We start from the raw sequence: 19,003 nt of genomic DNA on the forward strand, positions 1-19,003 counted from the left end.
ATTCATGTTTTTAGTACACCAGTCCATCAAACAGGGTATGAGAGCGGCTAGAGCGGCGCCGTTGAGGGTAAATTCATACATGATTTGTATAGGATACCGGATACTTAGTAAACATTTTTATTTATAAAGTATAAGCTACAGCTCGCCTTTGACTTTGTCAATATTTTTGTTTAAAATGTATGAAATCATGCAAATTCTGTTGCTTAAAAAGGAGGTTCACCATGAGCCAGGACCAAACGAAAAAGGCTGCCTCAACCAGTACCCGAAAAGCAATCATTAACCTGCTTAAGCAGCAAGGTGGAATGGACGTTGTGGCACTCTCCTCCCAATTTGCGTTATCTGGAATGGCTATCAGGCAGCACTTAAATGCACTGAAAGAAGAAGGATTAGTTACTTTCGAAGAAGAGGCTCGTCCCATGGGTCGACCAACCAAGCTATGGAGACTAACCCCCGCGGCTGATCGTTTTTTTCCTAGTGGATATTCAGAGTTATCCGTCAGTCTGATTAATTCCATGAGAGAAGCTTTTGGAAATGAAGGGCTGGACAAGCTGCTGAGTGTTCGAAATAAGAACATGCAAGACCAATATCTTCAGTACATCGGTGATGTCACTGGCGTGAAGGAAAGACTGGAGAAACTGGCTGAAATCCGAACAAATGAAGGTTATATGGCCGAGGTCAGGGATCAAGGCGATGGTAGCCTCTTATTTATAGAGAAGCATTGTCCCATCTGTGAAGCCGCCGCCGTATGTACCGGGTTATGTAAGAACGAATTACATTTATTTAAAACGGTGCTTGGAGATCATGTTCATATTGAACGGGGAGAGTATATTATGGCAGGCGGAAGAAACTGTATATATACCGTAAGAAAAAATATGTAGTGACAAGACTGTCGACTTTCCCCTTCTATAAAAATGTGCATCGTTATAACAAAAAAGAACCCTGAGATAAGTTCTCAAGGTTCTTTGCGTTCAGTAATGAAAGTAACACTAGAAAATGGTTGGCACCATTCCACCATCCATGCGAATTGGGGAGCCTTTGAATGCGGATGCATAAGGACTGCACACAAACGCAGCCAATCTGCCTATCTCCACAGGCTTGATAAATCGCTGTATTTCGGATTGTGGAAGGTTTTTCTTCATAAAATCCTTCTCTTTTTCTGAAAAAGTCAACGATTCATCAGGGTAGATGCTCTCAATAATTTGTTGCACATTTTCAGAGAGGGTTGGTCCTGGCATGATCGTATTGACGGTCACTTCTGTTCCTATGGTTAACTTGGACAAGCTTTTGGACAAGGATAATAGCATGGATTTGGTCATGCAATACTGCGGCATTTGTCCTGAAGGCATGACCGCTTCTTCGCTCGCGATAAAGATAATGCGACCAAAATCATTGTTCACCATTTTAGGCAGATAAAATTTGGATAATCCGTTTGCAGCGAGCACATTCGTACGGAAGTATTTTTCCCATACCTCATCATCTACGTCATCATATGACATGATTTCATAGATCCCCATATTATTCACTAGAATGTCAATCTGGGGGTATTTCTCAAATAATGCTTCTCTTTGCCCCTTATCTACCAGATCAGCTGTAGCCTTTTGGGGCGAGGTAGTCGGGTAATCGGATTTGATTTCATTGACCGTGCGCTCTACGTCCTCATCATTTCGTCCATTAATGAGTACATCTACTCCTTCTTTGGCAAGTTCAATGGCAATGGCTTTTCCTATCCCCTTCGTCGATCCTGTAACCAATGCTTTTTTACCGTGTAAGCCCATATCCATATCACACTACTCCTTTTATTTTTACTTGTAGCGGCAAGCTGATTCGTAGTTATTTATAAAACAGTCTTGTGCTCCGGATAGGTTTATATTACAGGGTCCGCATGGTTCAGTAACTAGCGTATTCCGCCAAAGTTCTTGCATAACACGCCAAATGTTAAAAAGCATTCATTTCATGAAGCGTTGATGATTCTGATGATCCTTCGGATAGGGAATTCGTTCCCAAATATGCCGTACGCCAATTCGTAGGCGTATCCCCTTCCCATGAACGAAAGGCTCGGTAGAACGAGTTTTGGTCTTCATATCCAATCAGGAAAGCTACTTCTTTAATATCCAGTGTGGGGTCCGCCAAGTAAGCTCGTGCCTGCTCATGTCTGGCTTGCGTCAACAGATGTTTGAAACTTGTGTTTTCATCTGTTAGCCGGCGCTGCAAGGTACGATCGCTCATACCCAATTCCTTGGCTATAATCTGAATGTCGGGGCGACCACCTGTGAGACTGCGTTTCATAATCCATTTGACCATCTCGGAAATGGAGCGACTGCCCTGCTGTTCATCCAGCGATCGGTCCAGAATGGGAGTAAGGATCTCCAGTAATTCTTCGTTATATGAAAGAAAAGGCCGGTCCAAATCTTTACGATCCAGCGTAAGCCGATTACATGCTGCACCCATCCGAATCGGGCAACCGAAATAATCCTCCAGGGCCTTTACATCACCCATAGGGAGCGAAAATTCAACAAGCCGCGCTGTTAAGGGTTGACCTGTTCCCCGGCGTCCAAGTTCCAGAAGAAATGCCAGTGTGACGCCAACCAATAAAGGTGGACCTGTTTGCTCACCAGACAACCAATTCAGTTCAATGGAACAGTCATCTCCTTCTTCTATAATACGCAGGCTTTCAGGAGGACAAAGCTGCTTGTAGCGAGCCATTCGATTTAATGCGTCCCGGTAGTCACGAGCATGATAAGTCGCTAAAACGCTCGGCGGATATTTCGACGTTTCAAAGATAGTCGCAAGCTTGATGATCCCTTCGGCAGTGTCACCCACCAGATCGGAATAAGCCTGCCAGATTGCAAAATATTGAGCGGTGGTGACGCTTGGTTCAGTTATGATGGTGAGCGGCAGTTGTGCTTTCCGAGCCACATCGTGGGCGACAATCCCTAATTGATGTAAACCTGTCCAAAATCCCGCCGGGAGTTTGATGCGCGCAGAGGTTTGAGATTTCATTTATGTCCTTCCTTATCTTAACTATTGTTTAGTTCGAAATCAGATTTACAAGTTCAATTAACGATCCATCCACTGTACAGGGACTCTGATTCTTTTGCAACGTCTTCATTATTATCTCCAAGTCTTCTAAATAAGCAAGAAACCAATGCGGAAAGTTCCACATTGGTTTCTAGGAGGCATTATTTTGACGTTATTTTGTTTGTTCAAGAAGACCGATAATAAGCGTAACGGCCTCACCCCGGGTGGCTGTCTGCATTGGGGCAAATCGATTGCCACCAACACCGCCTACCAGACCTGCCTCCACGGCAGAAGCTACATGGGATACTGCCCATGCCGGAACATCCTTTGCATCTTTGAAATCCAGCTTCGCATTGGAATCCGTTGGGATCCCGCCAGCGCGTGCAATCATGGTCACCATCTCCGCACGGCTCAGCGTCTTGCCAGGACCGAACGAACCATTAGCGTAACCATTAATAATGCCAGCAGATGCCGCTGCTGTAATATATGACTTCGCCCATGAAGGAATCTTGTTATCATCCGTATAGTGAATGCTCTCGCTTACGGTATTCATATTCAGGGCACGACCCAGCATCGTTATGAACTCGGCCCGTGTGACTTTTTGATTCGGACGGAAGGTCTGATCGCCGTAGCCATTTACAAATCCAGCCGCCAAGGCTTTATCAATTGCAGATTTTGCCCAGTGCCCGGCTGTATCTTTTATCGTTGGCGTAGTCCCTGCGTTCCCGTTATTGCCTGATCCAGTAGCCGGCTCATTGCCTGACTCAGTTCCGTTACCGGTACCGTTGTTTGAACCGTTACCGGTTCCCGTGTTGCCGCCAGTGCCTGAGGAGCCATTACCGCTGCCTGATCCGTTACCGGAGCCTGAGCCAGAACCCGGATTGGATGTTCCCGGATTGGATGGATCAGTCCCTGGATTTGTCGTTCCCGTTTTCTTCACGATACCGAACTGGTCAATAATAAACGGGGTTGCTTCATTCAGATTTTGGTCGATTTCGTACGTGATAGCTGTCAGTTTACTGCCGTCAATCGTAATGCCCACAAAATTCTGGACCTGACTACGTTTTGGACGGCGGTCGTCGTTCGGATCCGGGCCATATTTGGCTGCATGATTCTCCTCTGCCAGTTCGAAGAGACTATAATAGGCATCACCGAGACTTGGGCTCGGATTTTTGTAATACACTTTTGGACCCGCTGTTGCCGGAATCAGATAGATTGAGCCATTCGGATTCACTGAGTACTCGATTTTCTCTCCATTTTGCATCTCCGTGATGATCTCTGGCTGACGTGCTTTTCCATTCTGATCGATCGGTTTTGTGCGGGCATAGATATGATCATGTCCCTGGAGAACAAAATCAATGCCCAGCTCCGCCATGATCGGTGCAATCTTGGTACGTACACCGTTTGCTCCCATGATGTCGGAATCCGTTGCGTGATTGGAGGTCGTGTATGGGCCCTTGTGAATGTTCACAATAATCCATTGGGCTCCATTTTTCTTGGCAGCCTGGACATCTTTCTTCAGCCACTCGACCTGCTCTACTGAGAAGTTGTCATACTCGTCCGAATCCTCATTCGAATTCAACACAACAAAATGTGCATTGCTGTAATCATATGAATAGTACGCTCCTGTCTCCGTTGCTGAATCCTCTGGTGACTGGATATTAAAATGATCAATAAACGCATAGTTCTTGTCTTCATGGTTTCCTGCGGATGGAACGATGGTTGTGTTCAACAGGCTTTCCTGCGAATGCCCAAGCAGCCAATTCCACTGTTCCTCTTTGATACCATTATCCACGATGTCACCGTTGTGTACGACGAACTGTGCATCCGGTAAAGTGGTGAGCGCTTTAGCCAGTGTCTCGGAGGAAAGGATGGCTTCATCTTCTTCCTTGGCTTGTGTATCAGCCAGATCGATGAAAGTAAATTTGCCTTTTTCCGGTGCCGTGCGGAAGGTTCCTGTCTCGCTCCATACTTGCCGGGAAGCATCCCCTACCCGGTAATAATAGGTCGTATTCGCTTTGAGTCCCGTCACTTCCGCTTTGTGCATCAGCTCCGATGGAGCATTCGCAGGCTGGGCAGAGCGCCCTTGAACCGATTTAGCTTGTGTAAAATCAGGTGCTGCAGCTGTTTTCTCCACAACTTGAAGGTTGCTCTCTGTCACTTGATCAGAGGTATACCACGTAAAACCCTTGCTATTGGTCGGATCTCCATGGAACGTTACCGTTACTTTGCTGACTTTCTCAGGAACAGGTACCGTGTCCGATTCCTTGATAATTCCAAAAGTATCCACAATAAATGGTTCTGCATTATATTTATTTTGGTCAATCTCATATGTTATGGCGGACAGCTTGCCTCCATTAATGGTCAAGGAGACAAAGTTCTGCACATGACCTCTGGCCAAACTTGTAGTGTCGCCATATTGCCGTGCATGGTTTTCTTCCGCACGCTCGAACAAGCTGAAATATGCTTCACCCAGTTCTGGCTTTACGTTTTTGAAATACACTTTGGCCCCTGCGGTTGCGGGAATCATATAAATGGTTCCATCCGGTTTGACCGAGTACTCAATACTCTGACCATTAAAGGTCTCCGTTATTTTGGACACTTCTTCAGCGGTGCCATCGCTCTTGATTGGCTTGGTGCGAGCATATATATGGTCATGTCCCTGGAGGACCAGATCAATTCCCAGTTCGTTCATGAGTGGGGCAATTTTTTTCCGTTCACCGTTTGCACCAATAATGTCGCTATCCGTGGCGTGATTCGATGTCGTGTACGGACCTTTATGGATATTAACGATAATCCACTCGGCTCCTGCGGCTTTCGCCTCCGCTACATCCTGCTTCATCCATGCGACTTGCTCGTTTGAGAAATTGGCATACTCGGTTGAATTCTCGTTGGAGTTCAGTACGATAAAGTGGGCTTTACTGTAATCATAAGAGTAATATGCGCCTGTTTTTGTTTCAGCACCCTCTGGCTGCTTTACGTTAAAATGCTCGTAGAACGCATAATTCTTGTTCTCATGATTACCAGCGGATGGTGCAATGGTCGTGTTCATCAGACTGTCTTGTGAGTGACCAAGCAGCCAGTTCCATTCTTGCTCTGACGTGCCATTCTCTACAACGTCTCCGTTATGGACGACAAATTCAGCATTCGGAACAGTCGCGAGTGCCTTGGCAAGTGTAGAGCCGGACAGAATCGCCTCATCTTCTTCCTTTGCTTGCGTATCCGTCAGGTCAATGAAGGTAAAATCTCCATCAACCGGAGCCGTTTTGAACGTTCCAACCTCACTCCATATGTCCAGGCTCTGATCACCAACGCGGAAATAATAAGCGGTATCTGGCATAAGACCCGTCGCTTCCGCCTTATGCACCATTTCTCCCGGGGAGTTAGAGGCTACGGATTCACGTCCGTTGAAGCTTTGAGCCTGACTGAAATCTGCAATACCTCCCTGGTTAGGTACCACTTGAACAGTGCTCTGTGTAGATGCAAGAGGAGTATACCAAGTGAAACCTTTGGCACTTGTCGCATCACCATAGAAAGTAACCGTTACTTTACTGATATCCAGCGTCGGTGCATTGGCCAGCGCTTTAAGTTCCATATCAAAATACAAATCTGAGCTGCCGTCACTCTGTTGATGTACTTCGACGGCAATATCGTTTGAGCCATCATGCAAATTGGCTTTCATCGGCTCAGTCAGGTCGATATTCTCATACATTACAGGCAAGTCCTGACTCGATGCTGCTTTGGTAGAGTACTGAACCTCGCCTTCCGGCATGCCAAATCGGCCAATTTCCACACCATTGACATAGATAACTGCCCCGTCATCAATGCCGAATGTGCCGAGAATTTGTCCGTAGCTGTTGATTTGATCTTTGTTAACATTTAGATTTGTGCGGAAATAAGTAGTGCGTGGTTTTAATTCTTTGTCCAGACCGTAGCTAACTTCTGTTTTGAGAGCTCCAAAATAGGAAGTGCTTATGCCATTACCGTTGTCTTTGTACCCAGCAGGAGCCTGTCCCGTTTTCCAGGAGGACAAATCATCGTAGGTACGCCATTCTGTCATTAAATCCTGACCCTGATCAAAATAATTCCATTCGGCGTTGCGCTGTAACAGAATATCCGGCTCGGAAGACGATGCGGCTTGGGCTGAATTGACTCCCCCAAATCCCGCGAACCATCCGAATACCAAAGAAAGCGATAACAGGATGGGTAAACACTTTTTGTAGAGGTGACTGATCATAATTCTCTCCTTTTTATGTATGATTAGTTGGATTATCAAAATCCAAACAGGCCAAGCATAGCAAGTGGAAATCAGCATCCAGTCAGCTTGAAGTAAAACGTATGTAAACTCTGACATTTATTTATTCTGTTCACGTATGATACTTTTAAGTTAACATAATAATTAATATGGTCTTTAACATCATCGAATGAAACGATACGTCTATTGATAAAGGTTTGATGAATTGGCTTTTAGGAAGTAGACTAATGAGGATAGACTATATAGAAGTTAACACGTTCTGGGAAAGGAGAATCCGAATGTCCTCCAGTGTCATTGATATGCTACAGCTTGAATACCAGCGCTTCTCAGCAAAAGAAAAGGAAATAGCCGATTATGTTATGCGCAATAAATCATCCATTAATAACATCAATATTAGGGATCTGGCTACGTACACCAATGCTTCCATGTCCACCATTACTCGATTTTGCAAAAAAGTAGGTTGTTCCACCTTTGTCGATTTTAAAATTCGGCTTAGCCGCGAAGTGCACCAACCCCGCAATGAAACGGATTTTTTTATACGAACACAACAGATTCACAATGATATTATAAATGCGACCGCGGAAATGCTGGATACCGACAAAATTGAACAAGTGGTCCAGTACATAAAAGAAGCTCGCAAGATTTATGTCTATGGTTTGGGAAGTTCAGGCTTGTCTGCTTTGGAATTCAAATACAGGCTCATGCGGATGGATATCGTAATCGATGCGGTAACCGATTCTCACATGATGATCATGAGTGCTTCTCTTCTGGGCGAAGACGATCTGGTTATTGGTTTATCTAATTCCGGACGAACATTAGAAGTCAGCGACGCATTAAACACGGCCAAAAAAAGAGGAAGCAAAGTCGTGGGAATTACTAATTTTGATCATACACCCCTGTCTGAAATTTCGGATTTGTGTATTTTCACCCCGGATATCGGGCGAAACGGAGATGTGAACTTCATTAACAGCCAATTGGCCATTATTTACATCCTGGATGTAATCTCGCTTCTATTACTTGAGGATGAACATTTACTCCATGCGCGGCAGCAAACGTTAAAAGCTCTTTATTCTGCTGAATAAACAAACAGCCAACTTGATTCGTTGGCTGTTTTCATGTTTTCTCCTTTTATTTAGCAGAAGCAGAAGACTCCTTCAATTTTGCAATTTCAGCGACAAAACGTTCCGTAATTTGTTGAGGACGCGTAATGGCCCCACCGACAACAACACAATAGACTCCAGCTTCGAGACACGTTGCTGCCATCTCCGGCGTCATGATATTCCCTTCCGCAACAACAGGTGTTTGCACACTTGCCAGAATTTCCTTCAAGGCCGCAAATTGATTATCGTACAGCTTAACCCCTGCTGTCTCCTCTGTATATCCGACTAATGTAGAAGAAATCAAATCAAAGCCGAGCCGTTCTGCATTTATTGCTTCCTCTTGGGTCGAAATATCCCCCATTAATAGAAGTTGAGGATGTTTGGTACGAATTTCATGCACGAATTCATCCAGTGTTTTACCATCCGGCCGTGCTCGCAGCGTCGCATCAACCGCAACGATCTCCGCATGCACCTCGGCAAGCTCATCCACTTCCACGATCGTTGGTGTAATGAACACCGGATTGGTTCCGTAATTTCTCTTCACAATACCTATGACCGGAAGATCAACCTGTTCCTTAATCTCTTTCACATCAGCCGCCGTATTGGCGCGAATACCTATGGCTCCACCTTCTTTTGCTGCGATTGCCATGCGTCCCATGATGAACGAACTATGAAGCGGCTCATGCTCCAATGCCTGACATGATACGACGAGACCGCTTTGTAAACCCAATTTATCTATATTCATTGCAATTACTCCGTTTCCATAATTTCTTCGATTTCATTTTTGATCACCGTTACCTGAGGGCCGTAAATAACCTGCACTCCGTTACCGACCAGGACGACCCCTTTGGCCCCCGTAGCTGTAAGTGCATCCTTTTGAACCTTCTCGATATCCTTCACGGATACGCGAAGCCGCGTTGCACAGCAATCCAATTCATTGATATTGTCTGCACCGCCCAATCCATTCAGGATGGCTATCGATCGTTCTGCCCCTTTTGCGGATGACGGTGTATTCGTTTGCTGACTTTGTGTTTTGGCTTCTGGCTCCGCTGTTCCCTCATCCTCACGTCCTGAAGTTTTTAAATTGAGCTTAACGATCAGAATTCGGAAGGTAAAGTAATACAGGAAGAACCAGACCACACCGATGATAGGAACGATAATCCAGTTGGTTTTCGCATTACCCTGAAGTATCCCGAATAAGATAAAGTCGATTAATCCGCCTGAAAAAGTCTGACCGATTGTAATCTCGAAAATATGCGATAACATAAATGCCAAACCATCAAATACAGCGTGAATCACATACAGGATTGGAGCAACAAACAGGAATGAGAATTCAAGTGGTTCTGTAATTCCTGTCAGGAACGAGGTGAGCGCCGCAGACAACATCAGTCCGCCGACTACTTTTTTACGTTCAGGCTTGGCTGTATGATAAATAGCGAGTGCGGCACCCAGCAGACCAAACATCATCGTGATAAAACGTCCTGACATAAATCGGGATGTACCCGAGAAGAATTTCTCGGTTGCAGGGTCTCCCAGTTGAGCAAAGAAAATATTCTGTGTTCCTTCGTAAACTTTTCCCGCAACCTCCATTGTTCCTCCGACTCCAGTCTGCCAGAAAGGCAGATAAAAGATGTGGTGCAACCCAAGTGGACCCAGCATCCGTAAAACAAATCCGTACAACAGTGTTCCGATATACCCAGTTCTATCGACCAAACCTCCAAGCTGCGTTATGCCGAACTGGATGGTTGGCCAGATCAGGAACAAAGCAATACCGATAAAAATGGCCGCAAAAGATGAAACGATAGGAATGAAACGTGAACCTCCAAAGAAGCCAAGGAATTGTGGAAGTTCTATTTTGTTGTACCTATTATGAAGCCATGCGGTAACCAATCCTACGACGATCCCTCCGAGCACACCGGTTTGCAGTGTCTGGATTCCGAGTACCATACCTTGACCGGCACTAGCCAAATGATCTGCGGCAAGTTTCCCCGAATTGACCAACATCGCATTAATGGATGCATTCATCACCAGATAGGCAAGACCTGCAGCCAAACCTGCTGTACCTTTGTCCGCTCTGGCAAGTCCAACCGCCACACCAATGGCAAAGATCAATGCCAGATTATCAAACACAATACTTCCTGCACTGCTCATCACTGTAAACACTTGCTGCAGCCACGTGATCTGCAAAAACGGATACGAATTAACTGTATTGGCGTTGGATAAGGCGCCTCCAATCCCCAGTAATAGACCCGCCGCAGGTAAAACAGCAATAGGAAGCATGAACGATTTACCAAACTTCTGAGCCTTCTCAAAATATTGCTTCACTGTGATATCCACCTCTCTAAAACTATTTTCATTTACATAATAATTATGAAAATGGTTTTCGTCAACACATATTTAAATCGCTTTCATAACGTGTGAGGTCCAAGGATTTAATGAATAACCTGCTATAAATATAATTATTTCCAGCGCAGCAAACTTCAGTCTTTCCTGTTCAATGCCAAAAAAGCCGCCAATATGGCGACTTTTATGTGTGCGTATTCTTGCTCAACAGTTACTTGCCCAGAACCGGAATATTGCATTATTTTAAGGTTCTAGCCACCAGTTTTACTGACCCGTTCATGCCTGAAGGCTGTGATGACTTTCCGTATACATTTTCCAGTGTATTGCCCACTTGAATGTCGATTACATTAATCCCCGGCAAAATATAAGACGTGACATTCCAATGATAGGGAGGCCATAAGCGGATGCCAGCATCCTCCCCATTCACATACAGCCGTGCCGTCTCTCTAATATCTTCCGCTTCCAGCCACAGTTCATCTGCCGGATTCAAGCTGACATTGGACAAGTCCACCTGCTGCGAGTACGATGCTGCTCCCGAATAAAATGGATAACCGGCGGCATTCCATACCCCTGCCAGTTGTTCCGATTCCACGGTTAACGTAGTCTGATCTTCTATAACAAATAAACCAATCAGGTAAGCAGGAAAGGAAATGGCAGGCATAGGCTCCAGCAATGAAACCGTGAGAACTTCAAGCTCATTCTCGCCTTTCACGAGGTATTTGCTAATGTCCACACCATTGTAATGAATATCTTGCCACGGTGATGGCCGGAGTGCTTCCATCCTTACTCCATTAACAAAGATTTCAACATTACGTCTGCGCTGCAGAAAACCGATATGGGATGGAATCTTCTGCTCAATCTCGTCAAGAATCAGCTCCATCTTGATGAAGCGACGTTCCTCTCCTGATTCGTTTGCATGTTCTGAACCCTTCTGCGAGTTCATAAGCTCGATCCATTTCTCTGTCACGACAAATGTTGTACGGTACGTATTGACTTGACCTGGCATCGCTGCATTCATCCTGGACTTGCGGTCATTCAACGTTACCTGCCATTGATCCAGCACAAGTACGTTGGGTTCTACGGTCTGAAACTGCCAATAATCACCTAAAACCATCACCTCGGTGGAACACTGAGCTTTACCCTTCACGTGCTCTTGCGGTAAGGAAAATCTATGATCATCGGGGTCAAATGAATCGGTTGCTTGATCATATCTAACCGATAATACACGAAGCTCCCCCGGTACCAATGATAGAACAGCATCATGACTTAGCGGGTTCACACTCCCGTTTTCCAAATCCCATTCTTCCATGTAACCGTTCATTCGAATCGGATCGAATTGAATGGACACGGGCTGCTCCGACCAATTCATCAGCCATGTATACACATGGACTTCGAATTTGCGTTCAACGCTAATTAGATCCTCGGCGTGCCCTTCAACCTGTGTCCAAGCAATGGTCGGTTGTACTGTCATTAACTCTCTTAACTGAACACAAAACTTCATAAGCGTATCATTATGATGTGGGTCCTCCTCCGCTTCTTCTTCCACTCCCTCATCTTCATGAGCTGTATTGTTGATGGAATAGAATAGGCTGTGCCCTTTGCCGACTGCTTGTAATTTTCCGTGCTGAGGACTGGAACCAAATAGTACATTCATAGGTTTCAATATTTCCGGATCTTGCCGCAGGATTTCACTATCACGAGGAATTGCCCCAACCGCAATCAGCGTTCCGCCATTGTTGACAAAGGATACAAGCTGTTCTGCGATATCCGAGGACATAACCGTAATTTCAGGCAAAATCAAAATCGAATATGCGTTTAGATTACCAGCATACGGATATCTGTCAGCATGAGCATTCTTTACCTCTCTCAACTGGCACTCATCTACATAATCGTAATCGATGGAGCTGCGCAGCATACGATCAGACAATAAGGAGAACAATTGATCCGCAGTTGGATGCTGGTTCGATTCACCGGATACGAACATATGCTCATACACCGTATGGATCGGTGACAATAGCAGCACTTCCGGCGTGCGCTTCGTGGAAGCCCCCAGTACACTCAGCCGCCCAAGATAATCGGCAAAAGCCCGATAATGAGGCCAGTGCGGAGCATGCTTGAATTCAGTAGGCGGGAAATCCGTTTTTCGATATCCTGCAAACGAATAATAGAATGCATGCGGAATAAACAGATTCACACCCAGAAATGCCATGAAATTGGCATCAAGCCTCCTTTGTCGCATCGCGTAGGCATGACCACTCGCACCAAAGGACTCGCAGATGACTCTCTTTTTCCCATTCAGCTGAGCGACAGACGCTGCGGTCTTTACGGATACGATACGATGCGGATTCTCCCTTGTGCCGATCCCGTGTGTCAGGTAGTCGACACCTGCATAATGGAATTGTTGCAATACGCGGGTTTGATTGCCCTGCGACCGAGCCTGCCCCCACACTGGCTCCTCCAGTGTATGGCCAATATACAGCAGACTGTGTGACTCGCACCACGTACGAATAGCCGCATGATACCCTTCGACATACCAACGGGTAATCGTATCATAATAATCCTGCCTCACAGATCTGTTACCATCAGCCATCCCATATAACAAAGCGCCTAAGCAGGGAATCAGCTCATATCCGTTCTCCTGTTGATACCGTTCCGCCATCCCGTGTGTCCAGGCAAACACCATTCCGGGCAAAGTTGCGTTCACATCTTGAACCGACGTTCGAATGGCTTCTACGCCAAAAAAACCATCGTGGATCATGAGTCCAGGTTCATCCGTAAATACGCCTTGAATGGTCGCACCGAAGTGTGACTGTAATTGCTGAAACGGCTCATAAGCCAATTGAATGAAAGCCTGAACGGCTTCCGGATTCAAGGTGTCCAGGTAATAGCCTTTTGCAAACGTGATTCCTTCGGCAATTTCACAAGACCAACAGGCGAGTATGATATAATCATCGTCCGTATCCGGTTTCCATTCCTGCCCATATAACGCTGTAATATCTTCCGGTTGATCAAATATCAGCCATTCCCCATCTTGCTGGATGGCACGATAAACGAGAATAGCGATGAGTTCATTGTTATCGTAGGAGACAAAATCGAGAGGTAACGTTCCCCGTTGTGCTTTGTGTAAGTATCTTCGTTCCTCCACCCTCAAGTATCTCATCCGATATTCGGGATGCTGCCTTGTCAGCTTACCGCCAAGCGTTCCGCTCGGCCAATTGTCCTCATCATACAGCCAGACCATCATATCGCGCTTCTCGCATTCCTTTGTGCAAAATTCCAGCGTATCCAAGAACTCTTCGGACAGGTACGGGGTCTGCATTCCATGACGCGCATGCAAGACAACGCCGCCCACACCCGCTTCATGCATGGATTGAATTTGGCTTTCAAGCTCAGCCTTGATGAACTTATGATTTAGAAACCAAAAGGGTTGTGGCCGATACGTCGCCTCAGGATTTTTGAATTGTTGCAGTAATTTGTGAATGTCCGTGATTTCCGATTTCACATTCATCACCTGTTCTCATGTTGATCTGATGCAGATGCTGTTGTTAGCAATGGAATGAAAAATCCACCGACGACCGAACGATTTTGGAAATTCAACTGCTTTCCGGTGATGGTATCATACCAGTCCGTTACCGGTACACGGCTCGGTGTCTCATTCATAAAATCCCAAAGTGGTGAGATCATCTGCTCAAACTGGGCTTGCGTTTCACTCATGGAGGCACACCATACGAGCCAATCGGACTTGGTATACGTCTCACGGCTATCCAGCGGTATGCCGTATCGATTCTGTTTTAGCTGATAATATGCCAACTCTTTGGCAGCTACTTCTTTCGGGAAAAGGTTGAAGTCGAGCAGACGGTCCCATACCAGATTGTATTTCATGCTCCACGACTCATTAGAGCTGTCAAAAGTCAGCTTGTAGTGATCTTCTGCACTTGCCATGGATGCCCACTCATCTGCCATTTTTTCAGCTGCTTCACGGTAAACGACACCATCGGGCAAACCAAGTTCAGCGCTCATGTAGGCATAAGCGGCAATACCCAAAATCGCTTTAATCGACAGGTTCGCATTGTGCGCAAGATGTCCAGCAAAGTCGTCTGTGCACAGCTGATTGTCCGGATCCAGACCATGCTGCAGCAAATACGAAGCCCATGTGGTAAGAAGCCCCCAATGCTCACGTGCAAATTCCACCTGCTGCTCATATTTGCATACCGCTGCTGCCATCAGGAGCATATTGCCACATTCCTCGATAGGCATCTGATATTCAAGCTTGTTCTCTCCGTAAACCTGACCATTGGCTTGAGGATAAGTTCCGACGTCATGCGGAGCAAAATCAAACGTCCAATCCGTGCTCTCCGCATACCTATAGATTGGACGCATCATGCCTTTGACCAATTCGGTGTTATACCTGAGGAACAATGGAATTGACGGGTAGCTCACATCCACCGTAGCGATGCAGCCGTTACTGAAATTCTCTTTGGAGAAAAATAATACTTCTCCAGCTTCATCAGCAACCAATTTATGTGCAGCAATCGCTTGCCTATAGGTCAGTGCCAGGATGTCTCTATATTGGTTCCCGCCTGCGGCCTGACTTTCCGCTAAGAGCTCCTGATTAAAGCGATTGCACCGCTGTACAATCTCTTCATATTGCTCCGCTGCTTTTGCCAGCATTGCATGGAATGTCATACCATCTTTCTTCCAATACGCATTTAGCGGTTTGTGAAAATATTCAATCGCATGAATATCATCATAGGCGAGCATCAAATAGCGTGAGGCTGACTCTTCATGGATAGATCCCATATCCATTTCGGTTGCCATAACAGGCATATCGCCAGTGATGGACCGCGGCTTACGAGAGTCATCTTCTGTCTTCAAACGACCCGTTCGGGCATACTGTTCACGGCTGGATACCGAATGAATGACCAATTGACATTGAGAAGTCTGCTGAACCACCAGATACATATGTCCCCAGTCAATTCTCGTATCATCGCCGGCACGTTTTAATACAGGCTGTTCCACTGTTCCCATGGACAATGCAAGCAACTGCTCATTGATTACATGAGATGCCCAGGTAACTTGCTGATCAGGGGTATGTACACACCATTCACCTGTCACATCAAAATAGATTTTCACGTGATGTCCCTGACCGTCTATCGCTCTAACATGGAACGTAACATACGTCACTGGTCTGGATAACAACTCCAGATCATCGAGCAATAGTGGCGTGGTAAAATGAACCTCAAGCTCTATGCCCTCTCCTTCAAAGGTGTAACGGGTAGTTACAGGCTCAACGGTAAGATTCGTCTGCATGAGCGCATCCGGCTCGTCAACGGCTGAATCTTCACGAACACCTACTTTCCCCATAAACCTTCTGATTTTGCCGTCAATGGCAATCATGCCGACCATGCCCTGCGGATGATTCGTCCAGTGCCGAGTGGTATCATCATAGAGGTGATCGGCAGCAGACCATACGCTAAAATAAGGGTCTACCGTGATCAACGGAACCGATGGTGGTCTAAACGTCGTCATTGGTTACATCTCCTTCAATTCATTTTTTCCAACATAAAGTGTGCTCCTGATTCAAAAGGGATAGGCTTTGCTCGACTTGTTGACCAAGGCGCTGCAAAGCCTATGTAATTCCCGTGCTAATCGGTAACCTGCCCTTTCGGTATTAGTTCGGCATTTGAACAGTTACGATATCTTTTCCTTTCAGGTTCTCATTGGTGAACTGCATCGCTTGATCGTATCCGGTCTTCCGAAGCTGATCCCTGAGATCGTTGATAATGCTAAGGGCCGCTTCATCTGATTTTGCGAAAATGGCTTCCTTCCAGGCATCTCCCATCCGGTCCATGGAAGGCTTCAGCATTTCCCATTCCGGTGACTTGGTAATCACATCGCCCGGGTTATAGGCTGTTATTACGTGGATACCATTGGGACGCAGGATTTTCCGGGCATTTTCCATGGCATCGAGCCGATCCTGATCTGCCCAGATGTCTCCGCCTGCTGCCGAGTTGATGCGATCAAGTCCTGTGATCGATTCCAGTCCGATGGTAATGCCCTCGTTCTTGCGAGCTTTACCGGATTGATCTGCTGTAAACTTGTCGAACCATTCCTGGTTCGGTACGGGTTTGCCATCCTTCATATCCCAATGAACCCCTTGAACTCCGTACCGGGCCAGCATGAAGCCTTCGTCAGATGCCATGTAATCGAGGAACTTGAGTGCTGCATCTACACACGCACCCTTGCAGCTACTGGTGATAGCCGTGACGTTGTTTCCTTGAATGCCAAGATCGACAGGCCGGCTCGGCTCAACATCTGCCCGTTCCAACGGTCCGATTGGGATGTAATCGCTTCCAGGATGGGAAGTAACATATTCTTTGGAGGCGTCCAAAATGGCCGGGTAATGTGCAGCAAGGATAGCAATGCGTCCTTGATTGATTTTTTCCTTGGCGATGGGATCGGTCTGAGTAAAGGCTTCAGGGTCCATCAGCCCTTCTTCAACCAGTTTACGATAGAACAGCGTGTATTCTTCATAACCTTTGGTGAAAAAGTTATGCTCTACCGTTCCGTCACCTTTGTCTACATAGCCTGCGCCCGAATAGAACATGGTGTTGCCGATACCCACGGACCATCCGTTACTGAAGCCGCCCAGTGGAAATACGGGCTGACCGCTCTCCTTCAGATTGGCATCTTTAATTTTTTGGAGGAAGTTATAGAAGTCTTCCTTGGTCACGACAGACTGTGGATCAACGCCGACTTTCTCGGCAATGTCTTTGCGAACATAGAAGCCATACAACCAATCCATGCCATCTTCGTTCGTCGCGGGCTGATTTTGTAAGAGTAAATATTTCTTACCGTCATACGCATCTATTGCTTTCTCATAGAGTGCTGGCGGTACATTCTCTTTGGCAATGGATTTGGCCAGGTTCGGATAATCTCCCAATTTATCGGATATATCAACCAGCTGCCCTTCTTTGGCAGCCTTGATGATTCCGTCCAGCTCGCCTCCCCATGCAGGCCCGGTGTAGATATCCGGCAAATCCTGTGTAGCGAAAATCTGGTTCACTTTCTCCGTCTCGCTGCCTTTTGTATATTCCCACTCCAAGGTAACACCCGTTTTCTCTTTGATCACTTCCTCCACAGGTGTCATTCCATTATCCGATCCGCCTGAGCCATTCCAATTATGCAATATTTTGAGTTTACTACCGTTCTCCCCTTCTGCACCTTCCCCGTTCCCGGATGAACTCGTGCAGCCGCTCAGTAAACCTCCAACCATGATGGACACGAGCAACATGGATACACCTTTTGACCAAATGCTGTTCAAACCAATCGCCTCCTTGAATATATGATCTGGTCAAGCTCTAGCAATTTCAGGCCAAGATGATCTAACCTTTAACCGAACCGATCATAACCCCCTTCACGAAATATCGTTGCAGAAACGGATATATACATAAGATCGGGAAAACCGTTATGACCAGTAATGCCATGCGAAGGGATTCAGGAGTTGCTCCTGCCCCGCCGACACCACCAACGGTCTGACCACCCTGCTGTGCTGCACGCTGCATCGAATTGGACAGCGCCTCTGCTTCTGTCAGCATTTCTTGCAATAGGGTCTGCACCGGGATCAAATCTTTGTTGGATACGTAATAAGCGCCCGAGAACCAGTCATTCCAGTGGGCTACCCCAATAAAGAGCGAGATGGTTGCCAGTACCGGTCCGGAGAGAGGCAGAATGATTCGTATAAAAATTTGAAAATCACCATACCCGTCAATTCGGGCGGATTCCTCCAGCTCTTCCGGTATACCTTGCAGAAACGTTCGAATAATAATGATGTGCATGAAGTTGAACAGCATAGGCAGAACGTACACCCAGAAGCTATTGATCAGATGCAGCTTTTGGAGCGTAATGAAGAACGGGATGAATCCCGCACTGAAAATCGTGGGTAAAAAGATGTAAAAGGTAAAAAAGGAGCGACCAGGCAATGATTTTTTGGAAAGTGCATAGGCCATGAGTGTACACAACACAACGTGAAGGAAAGTACCCAGCACGGTGCGCATAATCGTAATTTGATATGCCTTCCAGATTCGTGCATTATCGAATACCTGGGCATAGTTATCCAACGTGAATTGGCGAGGAAGAAAATAAATTGCCCCTTGCATCGAGTCCTTACCGTCATTCAGTGAATAAGCCAAAATGTAAATAAATGGGTAGATCATGGAGAATCCAACTAAAGCGAGAAAGGTATAGTTAAGCACCGAGAATAAGGACCATTTTCGTTCCATAAGGT

General features: G+C 46.2%; 11 protein-coding genes. 2 read left to right on the top strand and 9 right to left on the bottom strand.

The window, feature by feature from the left end:
- The first annotated feature begins 221 nt into the window (after nucleotides 1-221).
- Nucleotides 222-878, top strand: a complete 657-nt coding sequence (locus P364_RS0119315) for a helix-turn-helix transcriptional regulator (protein ID WP_024631725.1) — start codon at nucleotides 222-224, stop codon at nucleotides 876-878.
- Between the two features lie 108 nt (nucleotides 879-986).
- Here the strand turns inward: P364_RS0119315 and P364_RS0119320 are convergent, their stop codons facing one another.
- The 3 genes from P364_RS0119320 to P364_RS0119330 form a co-directional block, all read right to left on the bottom strand.
- Nucleotides 987-1,781, bottom strand: coding sequence for an SDR family NAD(P)-dependent oxidoreductase (locus tag P364_RS0119320; protein ID WP_024631726.1), 795 nt, complete (start codon nucleotides 1,779-1,781; stop codon nucleotides 987-989).
- 154 nt (nucleotides 1,782-1,935) lie between these two features.
- Entirely contained in the window at nucleotides 1,936-3,000 is a 1,065-nt protein-coding gene (locus P364_RS0119325; protein ID WP_024631727.1) for an AraC family transcriptional regulator, read from the bottom strand.
- Nucleotides 3,001-3,190: 190 nt separating this feature from the next.
- Nucleotides 3,191-7,255: an S-layer homology domain-containing protein gene (locus tag P364_RS0119330; RefSeq protein WP_029881116.1), complete on the bottom strand. Its 4,065-nt coding sequence runs from the start codon at nucleotides 7,253-7,255 to the stop codon at nucleotides 3,191-3,193.
- A gap of 296 nt (nucleotides 7,256-7,551) precedes the next feature.
- Between P364_RS0119330 and P364_RS0119335 the strand changes: the two genes are divergently transcribed.
- Complete coding sequence (locus P364_RS0119335) at nucleotides 7,552-8,355, top strand: MurR/RpiR family transcriptional regulator (protein ID WP_024631728.1); 804 nt, start codon at nucleotides 7,552-7,554, stop codon at nucleotides 8,353-8,355.
- A gap of 46 nt (nucleotides 8,356-8,401) precedes the next feature.
- Here the strand turns inward: P364_RS0119335 and P364_RS0119340 are convergent, their stop codons facing one another.
- The 6 genes from P364_RS0119340 to P364_RS0119365 all read right to left on the bottom strand — a co-directional run bounded on the left by P364_RS0119340 (nucleotide 8,402) and on the right by P364_RS0119365 (nucleotide 18,998).
- A complete protein-coding gene (locus tag P364_RS0119340; protein ID WP_024631729.1) occupies nucleotides 8,402-9,118 on the bottom strand; it encodes an N-acetylmannosamine-6-phosphate 2-epimerase in 717 nt (238 codons plus the stop codon).
- Nucleotides 9,119-9,123: 5 nt separating this feature from the next.
- A complete protein-coding gene (ptsG, locus tag P364_RS0119345) occupies nucleotides 9,124-10,698 on the bottom strand; it encodes a glucose-specific PTS transporter subunit IIBC (protein WP_024631730.1) in 1,575 nt (524 codons plus the stop codon).
- A 256-nt stretch (nucleotides 10,699-10,954) separates the two neighbouring features.
- Nucleotides 10,955-14,224 carry a glycosyl hydrolase gene (locus P364_RS0119350; RefSeq protein ID WP_024631731.1) on the bottom strand — a complete coding sequence of 1,090 codons (3,270 nt, stop codon included), beginning with the start codon at nucleotides 14,222-14,224 and terminating at the stop codon, nucleotides 10,955-10,957.
- Complete coding sequence (locus P364_RS0119355; protein WP_024631732.1) at nucleotides 14,224-16,245, bottom strand: glutaminase family protein; 2,022 nt, start codon at nucleotides 16,243-16,245, stop codon at nucleotides 14,224-14,226. Before P364_RS0119355 ends, P364_RS0119350 begins: the two co-directional genes overlap by 1 nt.
- A 142-nt stretch (nucleotides 16,246-16,387) precedes the next feature.
- Complete coding sequence (locus tag P364_RS0119360; protein ID WP_024631733.1) at nucleotides 16,388-18,040, bottom strand: extracellular solute-binding protein; 1,653 nt, start codon at nucleotides 18,038-18,040, stop codon at nucleotides 16,388-16,390.
- A gap of 61 nt (nucleotides 18,041-18,101) precedes the next feature.
- Nucleotides 18,102-18,998: a carbohydrate ABC transporter permease gene (locus tag P364_RS0119365; protein ID WP_024631734.1), complete on the bottom strand. Its 897-nt coding sequence runs from the start codon at nucleotides 18,996-18,998 to the stop codon at nucleotides 18,102-18,104.
- Nucleotides 18,999-19,003: the final 5 nt, after the last annotated feature.

Source organism: Paenibacillus sp. MAEPY2, from assembly GCF_000499205.1.
Taxonomy (GTDB): domain Bacteria; phylum Bacillota; class Bacilli; order Paenibacillales; family Paenibacillaceae; genus Paenibacillus; species Paenibacillus vandeheii.